A 19,962-nucleotide genomic window follows, 5' to 3' on the forward strand; every position below is an offset into this window, starting at 1 on the left:
ATCAAAAAAATGAAAATACTTTTAGTAGGCGAATTCAGCAGGTTGCACAATTCATTAAAGGAAGGCTTATTATCCCTAAATCATACCGTTAGCATTATTGGAAGCGGAGATGATTTTAAAGAATTTCCTGTCGATTATTCGATAACTCCACGAATTTTCTTGTCCTCTTCCCTACTAAAATTCTTCAACAAAGTGTTTTTTAAACTATTTAAAAGCGATTTACGGTTATTAGAAAGAGGGATTCGTTTCTATTTATTACTTCCAAAATTAAAAAACTACGATATTGTTCAATTAATCAATTCGGATGCCATAGAAACCTACCCTTTTGCCTCCCGATATCTACTCAACAAACTCTTTCATCAGAACAAAAAAATAAGTCTTTTAATTTGTGGAGAAGATACGCCAATCATAGAATATCTGCTGAAAAATGAAATGAAATATTCTATCTTAAACCCTTTAATAGCGAACCAAAACTTAAAAAAGGACTATAATTATTCTTTAAAATACATTCAACCCAATTATAGAAAAACATTCGATTTTATAAAGGAAAAATCATCTTCGATAATCACCTCCGACTTGGATTATAAAATACCTATGGAAGCAATGGGACTCCATTCGCAATTCATTCCAAACCCAATAAACACTGATAAAATTGAATATAAACCGTTGATAATTAATGCTAAAATCATCATTTTTCTAGGCATAAACGAAAGTAGTGCTGTCAAAAAAGGAAGTATGTTTTTTGAAAAAGCATTAGTAATTATCAAAGAAAAATATCCCACTCAAGTTGAAACAGTTGTTACTAGAAGTATTCCTTACCAACAGTATATTGAAGCTTACAATAAAGCCCATATTTTATTAGACCAAGTCTATAGTTACGATCAAGGATACAATGCGCTAGAAGCAATGGCAAAAGGCAAAGTAGTTTTTACAGGAGCCGAAAATGAATTCTCAAAACAATATCATTTGACCGAAAAAGTCACTATAAATGCCCTGCCAAATGTTGACTCAATAGTAGAAGAATTGTCTTTTTTAATTGAAAATCCCGATGAACTCATTGCCATCGGAAAACGGGCAAGACGCTTTGTAGAAAAAGAGCATCATTATATAAAAATTGCCGAAAAATATCTAGAGACTTGGAATAAATAATTAATTTCCATTTTCGTCAATTGCTTTATAAACCTTTGTAAAATCAGTAGGATCGTAACAATTATAACTTGCATCAGACTGAAAATGATTCAATAAAGTTTTGTCTTCGCTCAAAAAAGAGAAAACCGTTCTAAACAAATTGACAGAAGTTTTCAATTTAGAATCGTATTCTGAATGCTTTAAATCATTCCATTTTATTGCTAATTTGGCTCCAAAAATTGACTGAATCAGCAGTTTATCGGTGACTTTTTCTTGAGATTGCAAAGCATAATCAAAACCTACAAATCCGCCGTGATCAGCCCCAATAATGATAATGGCTTCGGGATCGTTTTTTTCGATTAAAACAACGATTTGCTTTAACCAATGATTTGCTATTTCAACATTTTCAAGATACTTAATCCTTTCTTTTTCTTTATTCGTTTCAGCAAATTTATAAGTCCCAATGTGACCAGGTTTAAACTTTTCGATAAAGAAAAAATTATTCGACTTTGTATTAGTTACAATCTGTATTTCTATGGTTTTAGTAATTTCTTTGATAAATGACCAACCATCACTTAAATAAGGAAGTTCATCATATTTAAAATTAGAATAATCATAATACATTTTAGGCCTATTCATTAACAAATAAGGTCTTTCCGAAATAAAAAATGTTTTGTAATTGTTATTCTTGAAGATTTTCAATACAGGATTTTCGCCGATAATCAAATCTCTGGCATATCTAAATTTCGAAAATTCATTCGAAAAATGATGCTTCATAAAAAAACAAGACGAATTAGAAAACAAGGTGGATTCGTAATTACTGCGATAATCAGGATATAAAGTGAATTTTTTTTCTTTCAAAAAAGCATCAAAAGCCGAGTTGTCATAATTATATAAACTCCCTTTCAAATTAATATCTCCAGCATAACCATCGGGTTGGATGTAATAAATATTGGGTGACTTCTTGAATTTAGTGTTTAAAATAGCATCGGGTTGATTTTGCCATTCTGCTGCATTGGAATAATTGAAATAAATAATTTTTCCCAATTTTAAAACAGGAATAACCGACATCAAAAAAACCAAAACAATGAAGTATTTATAATTTTTCATTTTAAAAATCAACAAACCCAAAATCAGAATCGCTAGCAAACCCAATTTTTTATAAGAACCCAAAATATTTGAAATCCCAAATAAATAAATGGGTAATATCAATATCATTAAAATAAAAATTGCTTGAGAAACAAAGCGTGCATATTTGCTTTTTTGAATGATTTTTGAAATACTAAAAAGAACAGCAACACTAGCACCAATATAATAAAGCAAAAAGAACAAGATTTGCTCCCAAGAATTAACTAAATCAAAATTGTTTGAAAAATAAAAAACCATGGCATAAAACCCAACACTAAACCCCGCTAAAATCGGATAATCCTTAGAATTATTCAAAAAATCATTAAACCTATCTTTGATATTAAGTATCATTTCGAAAAAATTAAATTGCGGTTAACGACGTTTTAAACTGTATAAAATCCTTTCTGACGAATCGATTTTAATCTTTTTGACGATTTCGAAATAAACAGAATATTCATTTTCAAAATGCTCTTCATTGTAAAAATCAAAATGATTTGCAAATTCTCTTTTGCTATCTAATAAAAATTGCACCCAGGAATCGGCTCTTGTTGGAAACTCTATCAATAAATTGGGCGCCATTTTCGAGAAAAATTGTGCCGATAAAGCGAAAGGAATATTTCCTGACAAAGTAATGTGATGAATCACAGCCAAAGCCAAGCAACCATCAAGGTTTGCCTCTTTCACTCGGTCAATAAACGAAAAACGCTCCTCATTGTTAAAACCAAAATTTGCTACTGGATTGAGCACATCAGACACAATTGGCAGTACATTTTTCTCTTTGTTTTTTAGTATTTGGCGGTAGTTTTGTTCGACAGCATTGGGATCGAAATCGGCAACTATTATGAGGCTTGCCAAATCCTTCAACTCTCTCGAAAAAGTTCCGTCATTACCCCCAATATCAATTAAAGTATTCCCTTTTATGGACAAAAACCAATCTTTGGTAAACTCTTTTTTGAATTGATAAGCGGCATCATCATAATTGATTTGGTTGTAATAATGATCCCATTCTGTGGTTTCGTTTACCGATAAATTTAATATAAAATCGTACAATCCATCCAATAGTTTTATCTGAGCAGTTTTGGATAAATTGTTTTTTACCGTTTTTTTATCCGACTCGTATTTCTTGTCGTATTTGGCCAATAAATGGATATTGGTCAAAATAGTAGGACTCAAATAACTTTGAAAAGGCAATAATTTAGATAATTTTTGCAACGAAATGCCTTCAAGATGCAAAGCCAAAGTTTTCAGATGATCTTGACCAAAATATTTTGTCAAAACCAAAGGCCCTAGAAAGTGCATTATAAATTGTTTATAAGCCAACCAAGGATTGTTTTCCTGATAAAAATCAAAGGATAATGTGTCAATAAAAATGGGTTTCCCTTCGTGAAAAGTGATATTAAAAGCCGAAGCATCTTTTAGAGTAAAATGATGCTCTAAACACAATTTCTGAATTTTCAAAGTCAGCAATGCTGCATTTTTGTATTGCAAAAAACTCCATTCGTAAGGATAATTTATAAAAGGTATTTTTGATGCTTCGATGATAATTTCAGAATCAGTCCTGGAAATTTCTTGATGTGGAATTAAATATTTTTTATCGAAAAGTATTTGATAAAACCCACTAGAAGTTAATTGATTGTATTGCTCGAAATAGATTGGGTTAATAACTCGTTTAACGCTATTATTCTCGATAAAAACATAACCCGAAGGATCTCTAAATGACGAGGTATTTCGTTTCGATTCCATTTATTTATTGTCTTCCGAGTTGTCAGTTTCGTCCATAAAATCATCTTCTTTTTTGTCTTTAATACCAAAAATAGATTTTATTTTATGCATAACCGTTCTGTAAAACAATAAAACACCTGCAACGGCTGCGGCTAAAAACTGAACAATTAATGCACCGGTTCCTGGATCGAAATATAATGGAATCATTTTTATTTTTTTTCAAAAATACCTATTTTCTGAGCGAATTCAAATAAGAATCCTAATAATTAACCTATTCGAAAAATATTGGCTAAAAAATTAAAATAAACTTTTCCTGAAATAGAGTACCAATACCAATAAATAGATAAAATTATCTAAAGCTTGTGCCATTACAATTCCCCGAATTCCTAGATATTCAATTAGAAAAATGCTCGAAAAATACAAAACGCCAAGAGAAGTTAATTCAGAAAAAATAAAAGCTACAGTCATTTTTTTGGCATAAAATTGACACCCCAAAATCAGTGAAGCTACTTTTAAAACATCACCAAATAATTGCCAAAAAAACAAGCTCGTTACAGGAAGAAATTCCTTGGTGAAAAGTAATTTTATTAGAATGGTTCGTGAGAAATATATCAGAATTAAACCAATAATAAAAAGAGGCAAAATATTTTTGTAAAAACTCCAAAAGACTTTTTTAGTTTCCAAATTATCTTTGGCCAGAGCCAATTTGGGCAAAAAATAAACAGTTAATATTGTCGAAATAAATAGCATATAATAAGTCGAAATTCGAGTCATTGTTTCCCAAAATCCAGCCTGTTCTATACCAACTACAAAAATTACATTTTTTCGAATGGCTAAATAAACCAAAGGTCCAAAAACGGAAGAAACTAAAGCCATAAGTGAGTACGAAGACAAATTTATAATCACTTGAAAATCATATAATTTATATTGAATTAGTTTTGAAAAATGAAATTCTCTGGCAATGAAATAATAGGTTACAAAAAATAATAAAGCAGGCGAAATCACTATCGAAAGTAAGGCTCCCAAAGTCTTATATTGCACAATCATACTAATCGAAACAATCAATCCAATACAATTTCCTAAAATATTAATCCAAATTACGGCCGCAAATTTCCCCAAACCATTAATCACCGATAGAAAAAAAACAGCAATTGCAAACCAGGGTAAAGCCAAAGCCATTGCTTTTATAACTATCTCATATTCGAAATGAGCACCAAAAATTTGCTGGTTCCAAAATGCTGCAAAAAAATACAGCATACCACTCAAGAAAAATGCTACTACTAACAAACTGATAAAAACTGTAGAAATTGTTTTCTGAAGTTGCTGCTTGTCGTCTTTACTTTCGGCTATATATTTTACAATTCCGTTTTGAAATCCAAGAGTTGAAATACTTTCTAATGAAGTTGAAAAATTCCTCAGATTCCCCACCAAAGCCATTCCGCTTGGACCCACAAAAACAGCTAATAATTTTGAAGTCACCAGCCCAATTCCAATTTTAATCAGAACACTTACACTATTTAAAGAAGTGATTTTAAACAGATTGGTTTGGATAATTTTTTTAATCAATTCCAAGTTAATACTGATTTAAAATTGAAACAACAAAATCAACTTCCTCCTTTGTCAATACAGGACTTATGGGCAAACTCAGAACTTCATTATGGATTTTTTCGGTAATGGGAAAAGACAAATGATTCCAAGCCTTAAAAGCTTTTTGCTTATGTGGCGGAATCGGGTAATGAATCATCGTTTGAATTCCGTTTTCTAGTAAATAGTGTTGCAAATCCTCTCTGTTTTCAGTTCGAATGATAAACAAATGAAAAACGTGATTTCCGGACAAATTCCAAAATGGTAAAGTAATTTTATTGTTTTTTATTTCAGAAATATAGCGTTTCGCAATGATTCTACGAACATTATTTTCAGCATCTAAATGAGGTAATTTGACATTCAAGAAAGCCGCTTGCAACTCATCTAATCTTGAATTTATGCCAATATATTCATTATGATATTTTGTCTCAGAGCCATAATTACGTAAAGATTGTATGACTTTTGCCAATGTATCATCATTTGTGGTAACTGCTCCTCCGTCTCCCAAAGCTCCCAAGTTTTTCCCAGGATAAAAGCTAAAAGCAGCTGCATTAGATAAATTTCCAGATTTCCTGAAATTTGAAACTGCTCCGTGTGCTTGAGCGGCATCTTCAATTACCAAAAGATTATTTTGAATGGCAATTGCATTTATTTTCTCCATTTCTGCCAATTGTCCATATAAATGAACCTCAAGAATTGCCTTGGTTTTGGATGTTATTTTTTCTGAAATCAAATCGGGATTGAGGTTGTACGTTTCCAACTTTGGTTCAACCAAAACAGGAACTAAATCAGCTTCTAAAATGGCCAAAATACTGGCAATATAAGTATTCGCAGGAACAATCACTTCATCTCCTTTTTGCATTTTCCCCAATTGAATATAGCCTTTGAAAATCAAAACCAAAGCATCAAAACCATTACCCACGCCTATGCAATGTTTTGTACCACAATAGCTGGCAAAATTAGTTTCAAACACAGCTACTTCATTGCCCAAAATATACCAACCATTTTCTAAAACCAATTTCAATTTATCTTGAAAAGCAGTTTCATAAGGAGCGTTTGTTTTTTTTAAATCGAGGAATTTTATCATAACAATACTGTGTCTAATAAACTATAATTTGAAGTTTCCACCTCATAAAAATCGTGAACAATCGTACTTGCACCAAAGCTTTCCTTCCAATAAGACAGACCACCATTGAGCTTGCGACCTTGATTTTCGTTGGAAATTCCAAAATCAAAGAAACGTTTGTTTTTGAAAGTCTCTGAAATCAATTTTTGAAATAATAAATCCAATCCGCCCAATTCGTTTTTATCTTCTTTGCCTGAAATATATTGACAATGAGCCACGTTTGAAGTTTCGAAAATAGTGGTTCCAGCAATAATAATTCCATTTTCATACACATTAAATTGGCGAATATTTCCTGTAAATAATCCTTTCAATTTTATGATTTCATCTAAACTATGAACGGGTTTGGCTTGGTGTTTTTGGGCTAAATTCGGAATTAATATTTTATTCCAAAATTCCTCAAAATCAGTCACCTCTTTTATCTCAAAATCATTCGACACTCCTTTTTGAATGCTTCTTTTTCTGAGTTTTGACAAACTATTTTTCTTGGACAAATCCAAAACGGCCAATGTATCTCTTCGTATTAATTGGGCATCAGCTAAAAACAAAGCATAATTCAATTCTTCGGCGGGTTTTTGATGGTAAATGGAAGGCAATAATTTCACCTGTAATTTCTCCATTTTATTGGCATTCAAAAAAGATAAAATACTTTTGAAAATTGCAATAACCGAAGCCAATTTTAGTTTCTCATTATAAACCAATCCACCATAAGTCAAGCCTTGATGTGAGAAAACTTCATTGCCAACAACATTTGCCGGAAGAACGGCAACCCATTTTTCGCCATCCAAAACAATCAAAGAATAATCCTGAAATCGATCCGAATGATATTCCATAAAATCACGATAAAAAAGGAAAGTAGCATTTTTGGCTTGACCAATAAATGCATTCCAATCTTTATAATCGTTGTTTTGGTAGAATTTGACAGAGAAATTTTTCACTATTTTGATTTTGACTTTGTGAAATTAAGCATTTTTTATTTATAACTTAAAGGAGACAAATGCCATTTGAATTTCACGGCCATTAATCGGATTGAAATAATAAATAAAGAAGTCGTCAAATACAAAACATCCGCATCTAGATTTAGTTTTCTCAACATAAAAAAAACAATTCCTCCGAAAATACAAATTGTGGCATAAATTTCTTTCCTAAAAATAACGGGGATTTCTGTACATAAAATATCGCGAATCACGCCTCCAAAACAAGCGGTCAATGTTCCTAAAGCAATACAAATTGCAGGATGCAAACCAATATTTATTCCTTTTTCAAGACCTATTAAAGTAAAAACGCCCAGTCCAATGGTATCGAAAAAAAACAAAGAAGTCCGTAAACTGTCGAATTTCTTTCTAAAAAGAATTGCCAAAATAAATCCAACAACTATGACATAAACATAATTCACATCTAGCATCCAGCCTACTGGTGTTCTCCCAATCATAATATCGCGTAAAGTTCCCCCTCCAACTGCGGTTACAAATGCAATAATAAAAACACCAAAAGGATCCAGTTTTTTATGCATTGCGGTTAAAGCTCCTGACATAGCAAATGCCATCGTACCAATGATGTCTAATAAATGGAACATAAATTTTGATTTTAAATGAAGATTTTTTTAATACCTAAAAAATATAGGCATTATTCCACAAAAAGTTCAACTACATATTTTGAGTATAAAAATTATAATCTTTCAAAATGGTCTTTATAAAATCAATTTGAAAACCAGATTGATTTTTTATCCCAGTAACACTTTCAATTTTTTTGGTCAACTTATCAATGGTTTCAAAATCGTTTTTCTTTTCGGCAACCAGAAAAGTGTCTTTTATAATTCGCATATCATTATCCGAAAGTTTGATAACCAATGGATAAATGGGCACATAAGCATCCCCAATTTCTTCGAGAATAGTATGATTAATGGAGATATTATTTTTTAATGTAATAACAGCCGTTCCCGCTGCTATATCGCCCATTCGTTGGGTTTTGCTATTGACTATCATTGCCACCAAACCTATTAATCCGCCCATCAAATTGTTTTCGACGATCCTGAAAAGCCAACGTGTAAGGTAATCACCAAAACTCGCTTGATAGCCGTCAATTTTTACGACTTTTATCTTTACCAACCTTTTCCCGATGGTTTGACCTTCAAAAAGACTTTCTAGTGTCACGGAATAAATTATAACGGGAAAGAAAAACAGTATAATTATAGCCATTCTAGTCCACATATCTGCACTATTCAAGACATTTGATATTCCTAATAAATCAAAAAAGAGGTAAGCAACTACAATAATATAGGCCCCTTTTATGAGTAAATCCAATAAGCTGGCTGACATTCTCTCACCGACTGAAGCAGCTTTATAATTTATTACAACATTTTGTGTTGTATGTATAGATAATTCTGACATATTCCTTATTTTAGCACTCGTATGAGAGAGATAGCATTTATAAAAATCAATAAATACAAATGGCTTGAATTTGAACAAGCTATTTTTGGTAAAGCTAAAAAAAATCCTGATGAAATGGCAAATTTATACATTCAATTAATGAATGATTTATCTTATGCACAAACGTATTATACCAAAAGCAAAACCGTTGTTTACTTAAACTATTTAGCTTCACATATTTATCAAAAAATTTACAAAACCAAACGAACCGAAAGCAATCGATTGGTGTATTTCTTCAAAACCGAAGTTCCGTTAATTCTTTACGACTATCGCAGGTATTTGGTTTATGCTTTTGTGCTGTTTTTTGTGACCGTTTTTATTGGAGCTATTTCTGCCCGATACGATGCCGATTTTATTCGATTAATTCTGGGCGACAGCTATGTGAATACAACTTTGGAAAACATCAAAGCTGGAAATCCTGTAGCAATCTACAAATCGGGAAGCAATTGGGGCAGTTTTATTGGCATCACTTTCAACAATTTAAAGGTCGGGATGATGTGTTACATTTTTGGAATTTTTGGTGGTATTGGCACTTTCTATATTTCGTTGCAAAACGCCATTATGTTGGGTTCCTTTCAATATTTTTTCTTGCAACAAGGTGTTTTTTGGAAAAGCGTTCGAGGCATTTGGATTCACGGTTCGATGGAAATTTTTGGCATCGTGATAGAAACTGCTGCAGGTTACATTCTTGGTGCTTCCATACTGTTTCCTAAAACCTATTCGAGAATGAATTCTTTTAAAATTGGTTTCAAAAACAGTTTCAAAATATTCTTGAGCACTGTTCCTTTTACCATTGCAGCGGGCTTTCTCGAAGGTTTCATTACTCGATATTCTATTGATATGCCGAATTGGCTGAGCAGTTTTATTATTTTGTTCACCTTGGCAATTATCTCTTTTTATTACCTGATTTATCCCTTTATTGTTCACCAAAAAACACAAGCTATCCAATGATTTAAAAATAAATTTTCAGGTACAATACCATTTAATCTTTTGCAAATATTAATTCAAAAACTATTTCGTCAACCATTGAATAAACTCATCATAATCCTTCTTTTTTTCTTTTATTCCAATGTTGGAGCACAGGATTCATTGGCTGTAGCCAAAAAAGAAAAAATCGTTTTTACCAAAAAAGATATCCTTGTCGATTCGGCTTTTGTAACGCTAAAACCTTTTTCCAAAAATTTCAAAAAGAAGTACACCGACGCAGCATTTATCTACGAATTCAAAACGCCCGAGAAAAATGCTTGGGATCGTTTCAAGGAATGGCTAGCCAATTTTTTCAAAAATATTTTCAGTTTTACCGATAGCAAATCGGCTGTACATTTTGTGGATATTTTACTCAGAACTATCGCCATTCTTATTGTTCTTGCGGTAATTTATTTAATTGCAAAAGCCATAATGAACAAAGAAGGACAATGGATTTTTGGCCGAAATTCTGATAGAAAAATTATAAACTATGACGAAATCGAAAAAAACCTTCATTTGGTTGACTTCGAAAAACTCATTCAAAAAAGCTTGCAGTCCGACGAAAAACGATTGACGATTCGTTATTATTACCTTTGGATGCTCAAGAAAATGTCCGAAAAACAAATCATCGAATGGGATGTCGAAAAAACCAACTCGGATTATCTTTATGAAATAAAAAACGAAGCTCAAAAAGAAGATTTTGCCTATTTGTCGTATCTGTACAACAATATTTGGTACGGCGAATTCGAATTGGACGAAAACACTTTTACAAAAGCCAGAACCGCTTTCGAAAAATCAATAAAAACTATTAACAATGGATAAAACGCTAAAAATCTACATCGCCCTTTTGGTGTTGCTCATAGCGGCTATTGTTGTAATCGATAGCAATCGCCCAAAACCCATTGATTGGACACCAACCTTTTCCCTCAAAGACAAAATTCCTTATGGAATGTATGTATTCGACCAAGAAATCAATTCGCTTTTGAAGGGACAAAAAATCAGGAAATTCAAAACGACACCTTATGAATATTTTGATAGTAAATACGATTATGATTCCCTTGTAAATGATTACCGAATCAAAGGAACGTTTCTCAGTATTTCGAAAATATCAAATTTTGACAACCAATCAATTACCGAAATTTGCTCGTTTGTAGATCACGGAAACAATGCTTTTATCAGTTCCGAAATGATTCCGAATGCCTTGTTAGACAGTTTGAATCTAAAAATGGATAGCGAATACAAATACTCGGACAGCATCTACAATTGGGTCGCCAACAAAAAACTGGGCAATCAAAAATACAAAATCATAGAAGGCGTAAACAACAATTATTTTTCCAAAATCGATACGCTGAATACGACTGTTTTAGGCTATCAGAATGGCGACAGCACCAGAATCAATTTCATAAAAGTCAATTATAAAACTGGCGTATTTTATTTGCACACGCAACCCGTGGCGTTTACCAATTTTCATTTATTGAAAGGCAATCATCACGAATATGCCGAAAAAGTCTTGTCATACATCCCGAAAAGAAAAGTCTTTTGGTGCGTCAAAGATCAAACAGGAGAAGTAATTTCGGATTCGCCAATGCGGTACATTTTGAGTCAACCATCGCTAAAATGGGCTTGGTATATTTTCTTGATTGGAATGCTTGTGTTTATATTTTTCAATGCCAAACGAAAACAAAGAGTCGTTCCAATAATAAAACCGTTGGCAAACACCACGGTCGATTTTACAAAAACCATTGGGAATTTGTATTACCAGGAAGGCGATCACAACAACATTATCGATAAAAAAATTATTTATTTTCTCGAAAAAATCAGGAACGAATATTTGATTGAAACTCATAGATTAGACGATGATTTTATCAAAAAATTGCACCTTAAATCAGGAAAAGATTTAGACGATATTAAAAACATTGTGTCTTTGATAAACGCCTACCGAAAAAATAATTATATGAGCATTGAAGAGGATTTGTTGCAAATTAACAATGCTATAGAAAAAGTGATGAACTAATAAAAATCAACCACAAATTACACAAATTAGCACAAATTTTATTTTTACCTAAATTAGGAATTTGTGCAATACAAAACAACGATGAATTTGTGAAAATCAGTGTAATTTGTGGTAAAAAAAATAAAACAAAAATATATGGAAGAAATAACCAACTCTGAAAACCCAACCGAAAACCTGAATTTTCAATCTCGAATTAATTTAGAACCGCTTTTAGAAAGCATCAATGCCATCAAACAGGAATTGGGAACTGTAATCGTGGGACAAAGCAAAATGATCGATCAATTGTTGGTCGCCATTTTGTCTAACGGTCACGTTTTGCTTGAAGGTGTTCCCGGTGTTGCCAAAACGATTACGGCAAAACTATTATCCAAAACCTTGAACATTGGCTTTAGCCGAATCCAGTTCACACCCGATTTGATGCCTTCGGACATTTTGGGAACCTCGGTTTTCGACTTGAAAAAATCGGAATTCGAATTCAAGAAAGGGCCTATTTTCTCGAACCTTATCCTGATTGACGAAATCAATCGTGCGCCGGCAAAAACCCAAGCCGCACTTTTTGAAGTAATGGAAGAACGCCAAATCACCATCGATGGAACTACTTATATTTTGGACACGCCATTTTTGGTCATTGCCACCCAAAATCCAATAGAACAAGAAGGAACCTATCGTTTGCCCGAAGCGCAATTGGACCGTTTTCTATTCAAAATCTCTATCGATTATCCAAAAATAGAGGAAGAAATCCTGATTATCCAAAGAGAACATTTACTCCAAAACCAAGGCAAACTCGACAACATCAAAACCGTGCTTTCCTCGGAAGAAATTAAGCTGTATCAAGCCTTGGTCAAACAAATTATAGTCGAACAAAACTTGCTGGAATACATTGCCAAAATCGTAATTAACACTCGTGAAAATGCCTTTTTGTATCTGGGTGCTTCGCCTCGTGCTTCGATAGCGATTTTGAACGCTGCCAAAGGTTTTGCAGCGATTCGAGGACGTGATTTCGTAACGCCAGAAGACATCAAGGAAGCGGCGATTCCTGTGTTGCAACACCGTGTTATCGTAACGCCAGAACGTGAAATGGAAGGCATTACGAGTATCGAAATTATCAAACAGATTTTGGAGAGTGTGGAGATTCCGAGGTAGTTTTTAGATGTAAATTTTCTAGAATTCAAAAATATGAAAGCAAAATTCATTAAAATATCTTTAATCTTAATATCAATTTTTGTGATTGTATTATTATACCTCAATAGTTCTTATTATATAGAGAAACAATTTTGGAAATATAATGCTGGAAAATACATTGGAGACGTTATTACAAATCAGAAACAAATAGATAATTCTAACTGTCAAATTGTATTCTGTTTTGGAAAAAAACTAATTATTGAGGATTTAAAAACTGGAGAAAATGGATATTACGAAAACAAAAGCTGGTAATATAAAAGGATTGTATCATTACTTGCAAAGCATAAAAAAAATGTCACACAAATAAAAACGGATTAAAAAAAGTTTGATTAAAAGATCTGCGTAAATCCGTTTAACCAGTTAAATCCGTAGCTAAAAATTAAGTTTTCAGATTCTAAAAATTATGAAACTACTAAAAAGTTTATACATCAACAATTTCTTTTTCTATGCGCTTTTGGGCGTGGTGGGATTGTTTGTTTTGGCCTTCATATTTCCAGCCTTATACAACGCCACTTGGTATGTTTTGCTGATGCTTTTGACCTTTTTGTTTTTGGATGTCTTGATTTTGTTTTTCTCCAAAAACGGCATCGAAGGAATCCGAATGATGCCCGAAAAACTGTCCAATGGCGATGAAAATGAAATAAAAGTCAACATCAAAAACTATTATACTTTTCCGATTTTGGTGAAAATAATTGACGAAATTCCTTTTCAATTTCAGGTTCGAAATTTCGAAATAAAGCAAAAAATCAAAGCGTCTACAGAAAAAGAAATCCACTATTATTTGCGTCCCACCGAACGTGGCGAATATGTTTTCGGGAATTTGAATGTGTATGTTTCTTCACCACTATTTCTAATTTCGAGACGATTTCAATTCGACAAGGAAAGAATGGTGCCGACTTATCCGTCGTACATTCAGCTTCGAAAATACAGTTTGATGGCTTTTTCTAATAATTTGTTTCAATACGGCATCAAGAAAATCAGGAGAATTGGTCACACAATGGAGTTTGAACAAATCAAGGAATACAATCAAGGCGACGACATTAGAACCTTGAATTGGAAAGCCACCGCCAAGAAAAATGCCTTGATGGTCAACCAATTTCAGGACGAAAAATCGCAATCGGTTTATATGATTATCGATAAAGGTCGCGTGATGAAAATGCCTTTCAACGGTTTGAGTTTATTGGATTATGCCATTAATGCCACTTTGGTTTTATCGAATGTCATCTTGAAAAAACAAGATAAAGCGGGACTATTTGCCTTTTCGAAAAAAGTAGAAAATCGAGTTTTTGCCGAAAGGCGCGCTTCGCAAATGCACAAAATTCTGGAAACTTTGTACAACATCAAAACCGATTTTTTCGAAAGCGATTTCAGCCGTTTGTACACCGACATCAAGAAAAACATCAACCAAAGAAGTTTGATTATTTTGTACACCAATTTCGAAACGATGGATGCTTTGCATCGGCAACTTCCCTATTTGAAAGGAATCGCCAAGAACCATTTGTTGGTTGTGGTTTTCTTCCAAAACACGGAACTCAACGAACTCATCAACAAAAAAGCCGAAAACATTCAAGAAGTCTATGACAAAGTTATCGCCGAGAAATTCTCTTTCGAGAAACGATTAATCGTTAACGAGCTAAAGAAATACGGAATTTATTCGGTGCTAACCCAACCCGAAAACCTGACATTGGAAACCATTAATAAATATTTAGAGATTAAGGCGAGAGGGATTTTGTAAATTAAAATAGCCACAGATTCACAGATTTTAATAAAATACTCGTAAAAATAAGCAAGACTGACAAAAAAATCTGTTCTTCCAATAATCACAAAATCTATTTATAAAAAAATAAATCTGTGAATCTGTGGCAAAAACAACATTAGAGTTTGCATTACGGATTTAGGTTTTAAAAAAAGGTGGTAACTTTGAGGCTTTGAAACTTTTCGAATAATTCACAATGAAACAAATCACTTCATCTCAAAATCCATTTATAAAATCGTTGGTGCTTTTACAAGAAAAAGCAAAAGCCCGCAAACAATCCGGCACTTTCTTGATTGAAGGCAAAAGAGAAATCGAAATCGCGATGAAAGGCGGTTACGAAATGGAAACGATTTTGTTTTTGCCCGAATTAATTTCGGAAACCGAAGCCAGAAAACTTTCCAAAAGCGCAGAATTAATCGAAATTTCGAAAGACATTTATCAAAAACTGGCTTATCGCGATACCACCGAAGGGATTTTGGCTGTAGCCAAAACCAAATCCCTGCAATTATCCGATTTAAAATTATCTGAAAATCCATTGATTCTTGTTGCCGAAGCTCCTGAAAAACCGGGAAACATTGGTGCTTTATTGAGAACTGCCGATGCTGCGAATTTGGATGCCGTGATTATTGCCAATCCGAAAAGTGATTTGTACAATCCCAATATCGTTCGCTCCAGCGTAGGTTGTTTGTTTACCAACCAAATTGCAACAGGAACTACAACCGAAATTATTGCTTTTTTGAAAGAGCAAAAAATTGACATTTATTGTGCTACTTTACAAAATTCGACTTCCTATCACACCCAAGATTACACCACGTCAACGGCTTTGGTTGTCGGTACAGAAGCCACTGGTTTAACCCAAGAATGGCGAGAGGCTGCTACCCAAAACATCATCATCCCGATGCAAGGCGAAATCGACAGTATGAACGTTTCGGTTGCCGCTGCCATTTTAATTTTCGAAGCCAAAAGACAGAGGGGTTTTTAGATTTTAGTCCCGAAGCTTCGGGAGCAGATTGCAGAATATAGAAACTTAGAATTAAAAAAAGATTATGAGAAAATTAATTGCCTTATTTATATTGCTAATAACTTGTAACTCATTCGCACAAATAAGCGAAAAACAAGTGGATGAATTAGTCGAAAACACCCTAAAAAGCTTCAATGTTCCCGGAATAGCCGTGGCGATTGTCAAAGACCGAAAAATGGTGCTTTCGAAAGGGTATGGAGTGAAATCTATCCTGAATAATGAGAAAGTAGATGCCAACACCTTGTTCGGAATTGCTTCCAACAGCAAAGCCTTTACAACTGCAGCATTATCAATGTTAGTCGATGAAAAAAAAATAAATTGGGATGATAAAGTCATTCAATACATTCCTGAATTCAAAATGTATAATGAGTATGTTACTAATGAATTTACCATTCGGGATTTAGTGACGCACCGCAGCGGATTGGGTCTTGGCGCAGGCGATTTGATGATTTGGCCCGACGGAAGTGATTTTATTACGACAGATATTATTCATAATTTGCAATATTTAAAACCTGTTTCGGCTTTTAGAACTAAATACGATTACGACAATTTATTATACATCGTGGCTGGAGAAGTCATTGCTAAAGTAAGCGGGCAATCTTGGTGTGATTTCATCGAAGAGCGGATTATGAAACCATTGGAAATGAATAATAGTGCAGCTTCTTTCGTACGACTAAAAGACACCACAAATATCATTGCGCCACACGTTCCAACGGATGGAAAACTTAAAATAATTTCACGTTATAAAAATCAAGCTTTCGATGCTGCGGCAGGAATTTATTCTAGCGTAAATGATTTGAGCAAATGGATGATTCTGCAGTTGCAAAACGGAAAATATGGTTCGGAAAAACAGTTTCAATTGTTTTCTAAAAAAGAACAAAACGAAATGTGGAGCCTTCAAACCATAATTCCCGCCAATACAAGACCTCCTTATAATACGCACTTTAGCGGCTATGGATTGGGTTGGTTTTTGAGCGACATAAAAGGCTACAAACAAGTGACTCATACTGGAGGACTCGAAGGAATTGTGACGCAAACGACGTTATTTCCAGAGCTAAATTTAGGAATTGTAGTATTGACCAATCAGCAATCTGGAGCCGCTTTTACAGCGATTACAAACACAATAAAAGACAGCTATCTCAATATTCCGTACGCCAATTACGTAGAAATGTATAGCAAACGAGAAAAAGACAACATCGCCGAAGCGGATAAAACTACCGTGGAAGTTTGGGCAACGGTTGCCAAAAATCAAAAAAACAAACTAAAAATCGATTATAAAAAATATACGAGTTTGTATGTTGACAACTGGTTTGGCAAAGTTGAACTTTCAGAAAAAAAAGGAAAATTATTTTTTAAATCTATTCGTTCGCCACAACTTGCTGGCGAAATTTTCTATTATAAAGACAATATTTTTGCCGTAAAATGGAACAATCGCAGTTTTAATGCCGATGCTTTTTTATTTTTTGAAATGGATGAAAAAGGAAAATCAATTGGCATAAAAATGAAACCCATTTCGGATTTAACGGACTTCAGTTATGATTTTCAGGATTTGGATTTTGTTAGAGTTAGGGAATAGATTTTCGAAATATAAATTCAATCCCAGTTTGCATATCTCATTAGTTATACCTATTTTTAAAAAATCAACAATTCTGTTATGTTAGAAATAGATCTTGAAAAGGAAAACAAAGCAATTGCTCACGAATACAAAGAGTTACTTCGAATAAGTTATCAAACTTTATCACCCGAAGACAAGAAACTCATTCGTAAAGCATTTGATGTTGCTATGGATGCGCACAAAGATCAGCGCAGAAAATCTGGAGAAGCATACTTTTTCCATCCTATTGCTGTGGCCAAAATTGTGGCTTCGGAGATAGGTTTGGGAGCAACTGCTATTGCCGCTGCACTATTGCACGATGTGGTCGAAGATACTCCAATAACAGTAGAAGATATCGAACAGATGTTTGGATCAAAAGTAGCCCAACTCGTTGAAGGATTGACCAAAATTTCGAAAGTTCAAAAAGAAATGAATGTTTCGATGCAAGCCGAGAATTTTAGGAAAATGCTTTTCACACTCAATGATGATGTGCGTGTAATCCTGATAAAAATTGCCGATAGATTGCATAATATGCAAACTTTGGACAATATGGAAGATTTCAAACAAATCAAAATTGCCTCAGAAACTTTATACATTTATGCACCATTAGCACATCGTTTGGGTTTATATAAAATAAAAAACAAACTTGAGGATTTAGGATTAAAATATACTGAACCTGTTATTTATGATGATATTGTAAGTAAAATAAAGGAAACAAAAGAGGAGCAAGACGCTTATATAAAAGACATTTCGGACATTCTAAAGATTGCATTAGACACAGAAGAACTCGATTACATCATCAAAGGAAGGCCCAAATCAATCTATTCTATTTATAGAAAAATGAAAGTTCAAGGTGTGGGTTTTGATGAAGTTTACGACAAATTTGCTTTGCGAATTGTATACAAATCGAACCCTCACGAAGAAAAATTCTTGGCTTGGAAAATATATTCTATCGTTACAGACCACTATAGACCTAGCCCTAGTCGTTTGAGAGATTGGATTTCATCTCCAAAAACCACGGGTTACGAAGCCTTGCATATTACGGTAATGGGACCAAAAGGGCGCTGGGTCGAAGTACAAGTTCGAAGCGAACGCATGGACGAAATAGCCGAAAAAGGATATGCGGCGCATTACAAATACAAACAAGGCGGCTCTGAAGATAGTGGTTTAGACATTTGGCTCAATCTGCTAAAAGAAGCGTTAGAAAACCCTGAAACCAATGCTGTAGATTTTGTTGAAGATTTTAAAATGAATTTATATTCTAAGGAAATCTTTGTTTTTACACCAAAAGGAGAAATAAAATCATTACCAAAAGGCGCAACCTCACTCGATTTTGCTTTCAGTATTCACTCCGAAGTTGGAATTCGTACACGAGGAACACGCGTCAACGGAAAATTAGTTCCTTTGAATCACGAATTAAAAAGTGGAGATCAAATAGAAATCATAACCTCCCAATATCAAAAACCAACCATCAACTGGCTGGATTATGTAACCACTTCGAGAGCAAAAAATAAAATAAAAAATGTTCTAAACGAAAACACGAAAAAAATTGCCGAAGAAGGAAAAGAAATACTCACTCGAAAACTGAGACACTTAAAAATTACTTTGAGTGAATCGGTGGTGAACGAATTAGTCAATTTTTTCAAATTAAAAACAAGTTTAGATTTGTTTTATCGCGTGGGAGTTGGTGCTATCGAAAATCAACAATTAAAGGATTACGCAGCCCAAAAAAGCAACACTTTCATTAATTTTTTCAAGAACAAAATTAAACGTTCAGCTAGTACTTCTAATGAAGACATTCACAAACAAGTACTGAACAGTAATTATGACATGTTGGTTTTTGGCGCTGACCAAGACAAATTAGATTATAAATTATCAACCTGCTGCAATCCCATTCCGGGCGACGAAGTATTTGGTTTTATCACAATAAATGAAGGGATTAAAGTACACAAAAGAGATTGTCCAAATTCAATAAGTCTCCAATCGAATTATGCGTATCGCATTATGCAAGCTAAATGGATTGACTCTTCACAACAGGAATTCAAGGCTATTTTACACATTACAGGGATGGACACCATTGGACTTACAAACAAACTCACCAAAGTAATTTCGGACAATATGAATGTAAATATTCAAAGTATTTCTTTGAGTGGCGAGGCTGGAATTTTTAACGGACAAATAGCAGTAATCGTTCAAAACAACAATATTTTGAAAAAATTAATTGATAATATCAAACAAATAGATGGTGTAGATAAAGTGACACGGGAATATAAAAATTAATAAAAGAGTGTAAGTTGGGAAAGTTATGCATTTAG

At 33.5% G+C, this 19,962-nt stretch carries 18 protein-coding genes; 10 read left to right on the forward strand and 8 right to left on the reverse strand.

Going from position 1 to position 19,962, the window contains the following annotated elements; genetic code table 11:
• Window positions 1-9 precede the first annotated feature (9 nt).
• Complete coding sequence (locus FNW17_RS12580) at window positions 10-1,149, forward strand: glycosyltransferase (RefSeq protein ID WP_144071816.1); 1,140 nt, start codon at window positions 10-12, stop codon at window positions 1,147-1,149.
• Here the strand turns inward: FNW17_RS12580 and FNW17_RS12585 are convergent, their stop codons facing one another.
• The 8 genes from FNW17_RS12585 to FNW17_RS12620 form a co-directional block, all read right to left on the reverse strand.
• The gene (locus FNW17_RS12585; RefSeq protein WP_144071817.1) at window positions 1,150-2,607 is read right to left on the reverse strand and encodes a hypothetical protein; all 1,458 of its coding nucleotides are present in this window, start codon (window positions 2,605-2,607) and stop codon (window positions 1,150-1,152) included.
• A gap of 21 nt (window positions 2,608-2,628) precedes the next feature.
• Window positions 2,629-3,999: a methyltransferase domain-containing protein gene (locus tag FNW17_RS12590; protein WP_144071818.1), complete on the reverse strand. Its 1,371-nt coding sequence runs from the start codon at window positions 3,997-3,999 to the stop codon at window positions 2,629-2,631.
• Window positions 4,000-4,185: a hypothetical protein gene (locus FNW17_RS12595; RefSeq protein WP_144071819.1), complete on the reverse strand. Its 186-nt coding sequence runs from the start codon at window positions 4,183-4,185 to the stop codon at window positions 4,000-4,002. It lies immediately after the preceding gene.
• Between the two features lie 90 nt (window positions 4,186-4,275).
• Window positions 4,276-5,550: an O-antigen translocase gene (locus FNW17_RS12600; RefSeq protein ID WP_144071820.1), complete on the reverse strand. Its 1,275-nt coding sequence runs from the start codon at window positions 5,548-5,550 to the stop codon at window positions 4,276-4,278.
• Window position 5,551: 1 nt separating this feature from the next.
• Window positions 5,552-6,649: a DegT/DnrJ/EryC1/StrS family aminotransferase gene (locus FNW17_RS12605; protein WP_144071821.1), complete on the reverse strand. Its 1,098-nt coding sequence runs from the start codon at window positions 6,647-6,649 to the stop codon at window positions 5,552-5,554.
• Entirely contained in the window at window positions 6,646-7,623 is a 978-nt protein-coding gene (locus tag FNW17_RS12610) for a GNAT family N-acetyltransferase (RefSeq protein ID WP_144071822.1), read from the reverse strand. The genes FNW17_RS12605 and FNW17_RS12610 overlap by 4 nt, the downstream gene beginning before the upstream one ends.
• A gap of 35 nt (window positions 7,624-7,658) precedes the next feature.
• On the reverse strand, window positions 7,659-8,261 hold the full coding sequence (locus FNW17_RS12615; RefSeq protein WP_143391196.1) for a trimeric intracellular cation channel family protein: 603 nt from the start codon (window positions 8,259-8,261) through the stop codon (window positions 7,659-7,661).
• Between the two features lie 70 nt (window positions 8,262-8,331).
• Window positions 8,332-9,075: an RDD family protein gene (locus tag FNW17_RS12620; protein ID WP_143391197.1), complete on the reverse strand. Its 744-nt coding sequence runs from the start codon at window positions 9,073-9,075 to the stop codon at window positions 8,332-8,334.
• Between the two features lie 21 nt (window positions 9,076-9,096).
• Between FNW17_RS12620 and FNW17_RS12625 the strand changes: the two genes are divergently transcribed.
• The 9 genes from FNW17_RS12625 to FNW17_RS12665 all read left to right on the forward strand — a co-directional run bounded on the left by FNW17_RS12625 (window position 9,097) and on the right by FNW17_RS12665 (window position 19,927).
• Window positions 9,097-10,065 (forward strand): stage II sporulation protein M, encoded by a 969-nt coding sequence (locus FNW17_RS12625; RefSeq protein ID WP_143391198.1) that lies wholly within the window; start codon window positions 9,097-9,099, stop codon window positions 10,063-10,065.
• 75 nt (window positions 10,066-10,140) lie between these two features.
• On the forward strand, window positions 10,141-10,902 hold the full coding sequence (locus FNW17_RS12630) for a DUF4129 domain-containing protein (protein ID WP_143391199.1): 762 nt from the start codon (window positions 10,141-10,143) through the stop codon (window positions 10,900-10,902).
• Window positions 10,895-12,094: a DUF4350 domain-containing protein gene (locus tag FNW17_RS12635; RefSeq protein ID WP_144071823.1), complete on the forward strand. Its 1,200-nt coding sequence runs from the start codon at window positions 10,895-10,897 to the stop codon at window positions 12,092-12,094. The genes FNW17_RS12630 and FNW17_RS12635 overlap by 8 nt, the downstream gene beginning before the upstream one ends.
• Window positions 12,095-12,229: 135 nt before the next feature.
• Complete coding sequence (locus FNW17_RS12640; protein ID WP_144071824.1) at window positions 12,230-13,237, forward strand: AAA family ATPase; 1,008 nt, start codon at window positions 12,230-12,232, stop codon at window positions 13,235-13,237.
• A gap of 33 nt (window positions 13,238-13,270) precedes the next feature.
• A complete protein-coding gene (locus FNW17_RS12645) occupies window positions 13,271-13,528 on the forward strand; it encodes a hypothetical protein (protein ID WP_144071825.1) in 258 nt (85 codons plus the stop codon).
• A 151-nt stretch (window positions 13,529-13,679) separates the two neighbouring features.
• Entirely contained in the window at window positions 13,680-15,011 is a 1,332-nt protein-coding gene (locus tag FNW17_RS12650; protein WP_144071826.1) for a DUF58 domain-containing protein, read from the forward strand.
• A 217-nt stretch (window positions 15,012-15,228) separates the two neighbouring features.
• Window positions 15,229-16,014 (forward strand): TrmH family RNA methyltransferase, encoded by a 786-nt coding sequence (locus FNW17_RS12655; RefSeq protein ID WP_144071827.1) that lies wholly within the window; start codon window positions 15,229-15,231, stop codon window positions 16,012-16,014.
• Between the two features lie 64 nt (window positions 16,015-16,078).
• Window positions 16,079-17,629: a serine hydrolase gene (locus FNW17_RS12660; protein WP_144071828.1), complete on the forward strand. Its 1,551-nt coding sequence runs from the start codon at window positions 16,079-16,081 to the stop codon at window positions 17,627-17,629.
• Window positions 17,630-17,707: 78 nt separating this feature from the next.
• On the forward strand, window positions 17,708-19,927 hold the full coding sequence (locus FNW17_RS12665; protein WP_144071829.1) for a RelA/SpoT family protein: 2,220 nt from the start codon (window positions 17,708-17,710) through the stop codon (window positions 19,925-19,927).
• Window positions 19,928-19,962 lie beyond the last annotated feature (35 nt).

The organism is Flavobacterium franklandianum, from assembly GCF_007097365.1.
GTDB lineage: Bacteria > Bacteroidota > Bacteroidia > Flavobacteriales > Flavobacteriaceae > Flavobacterium > Flavobacterium franklandianum.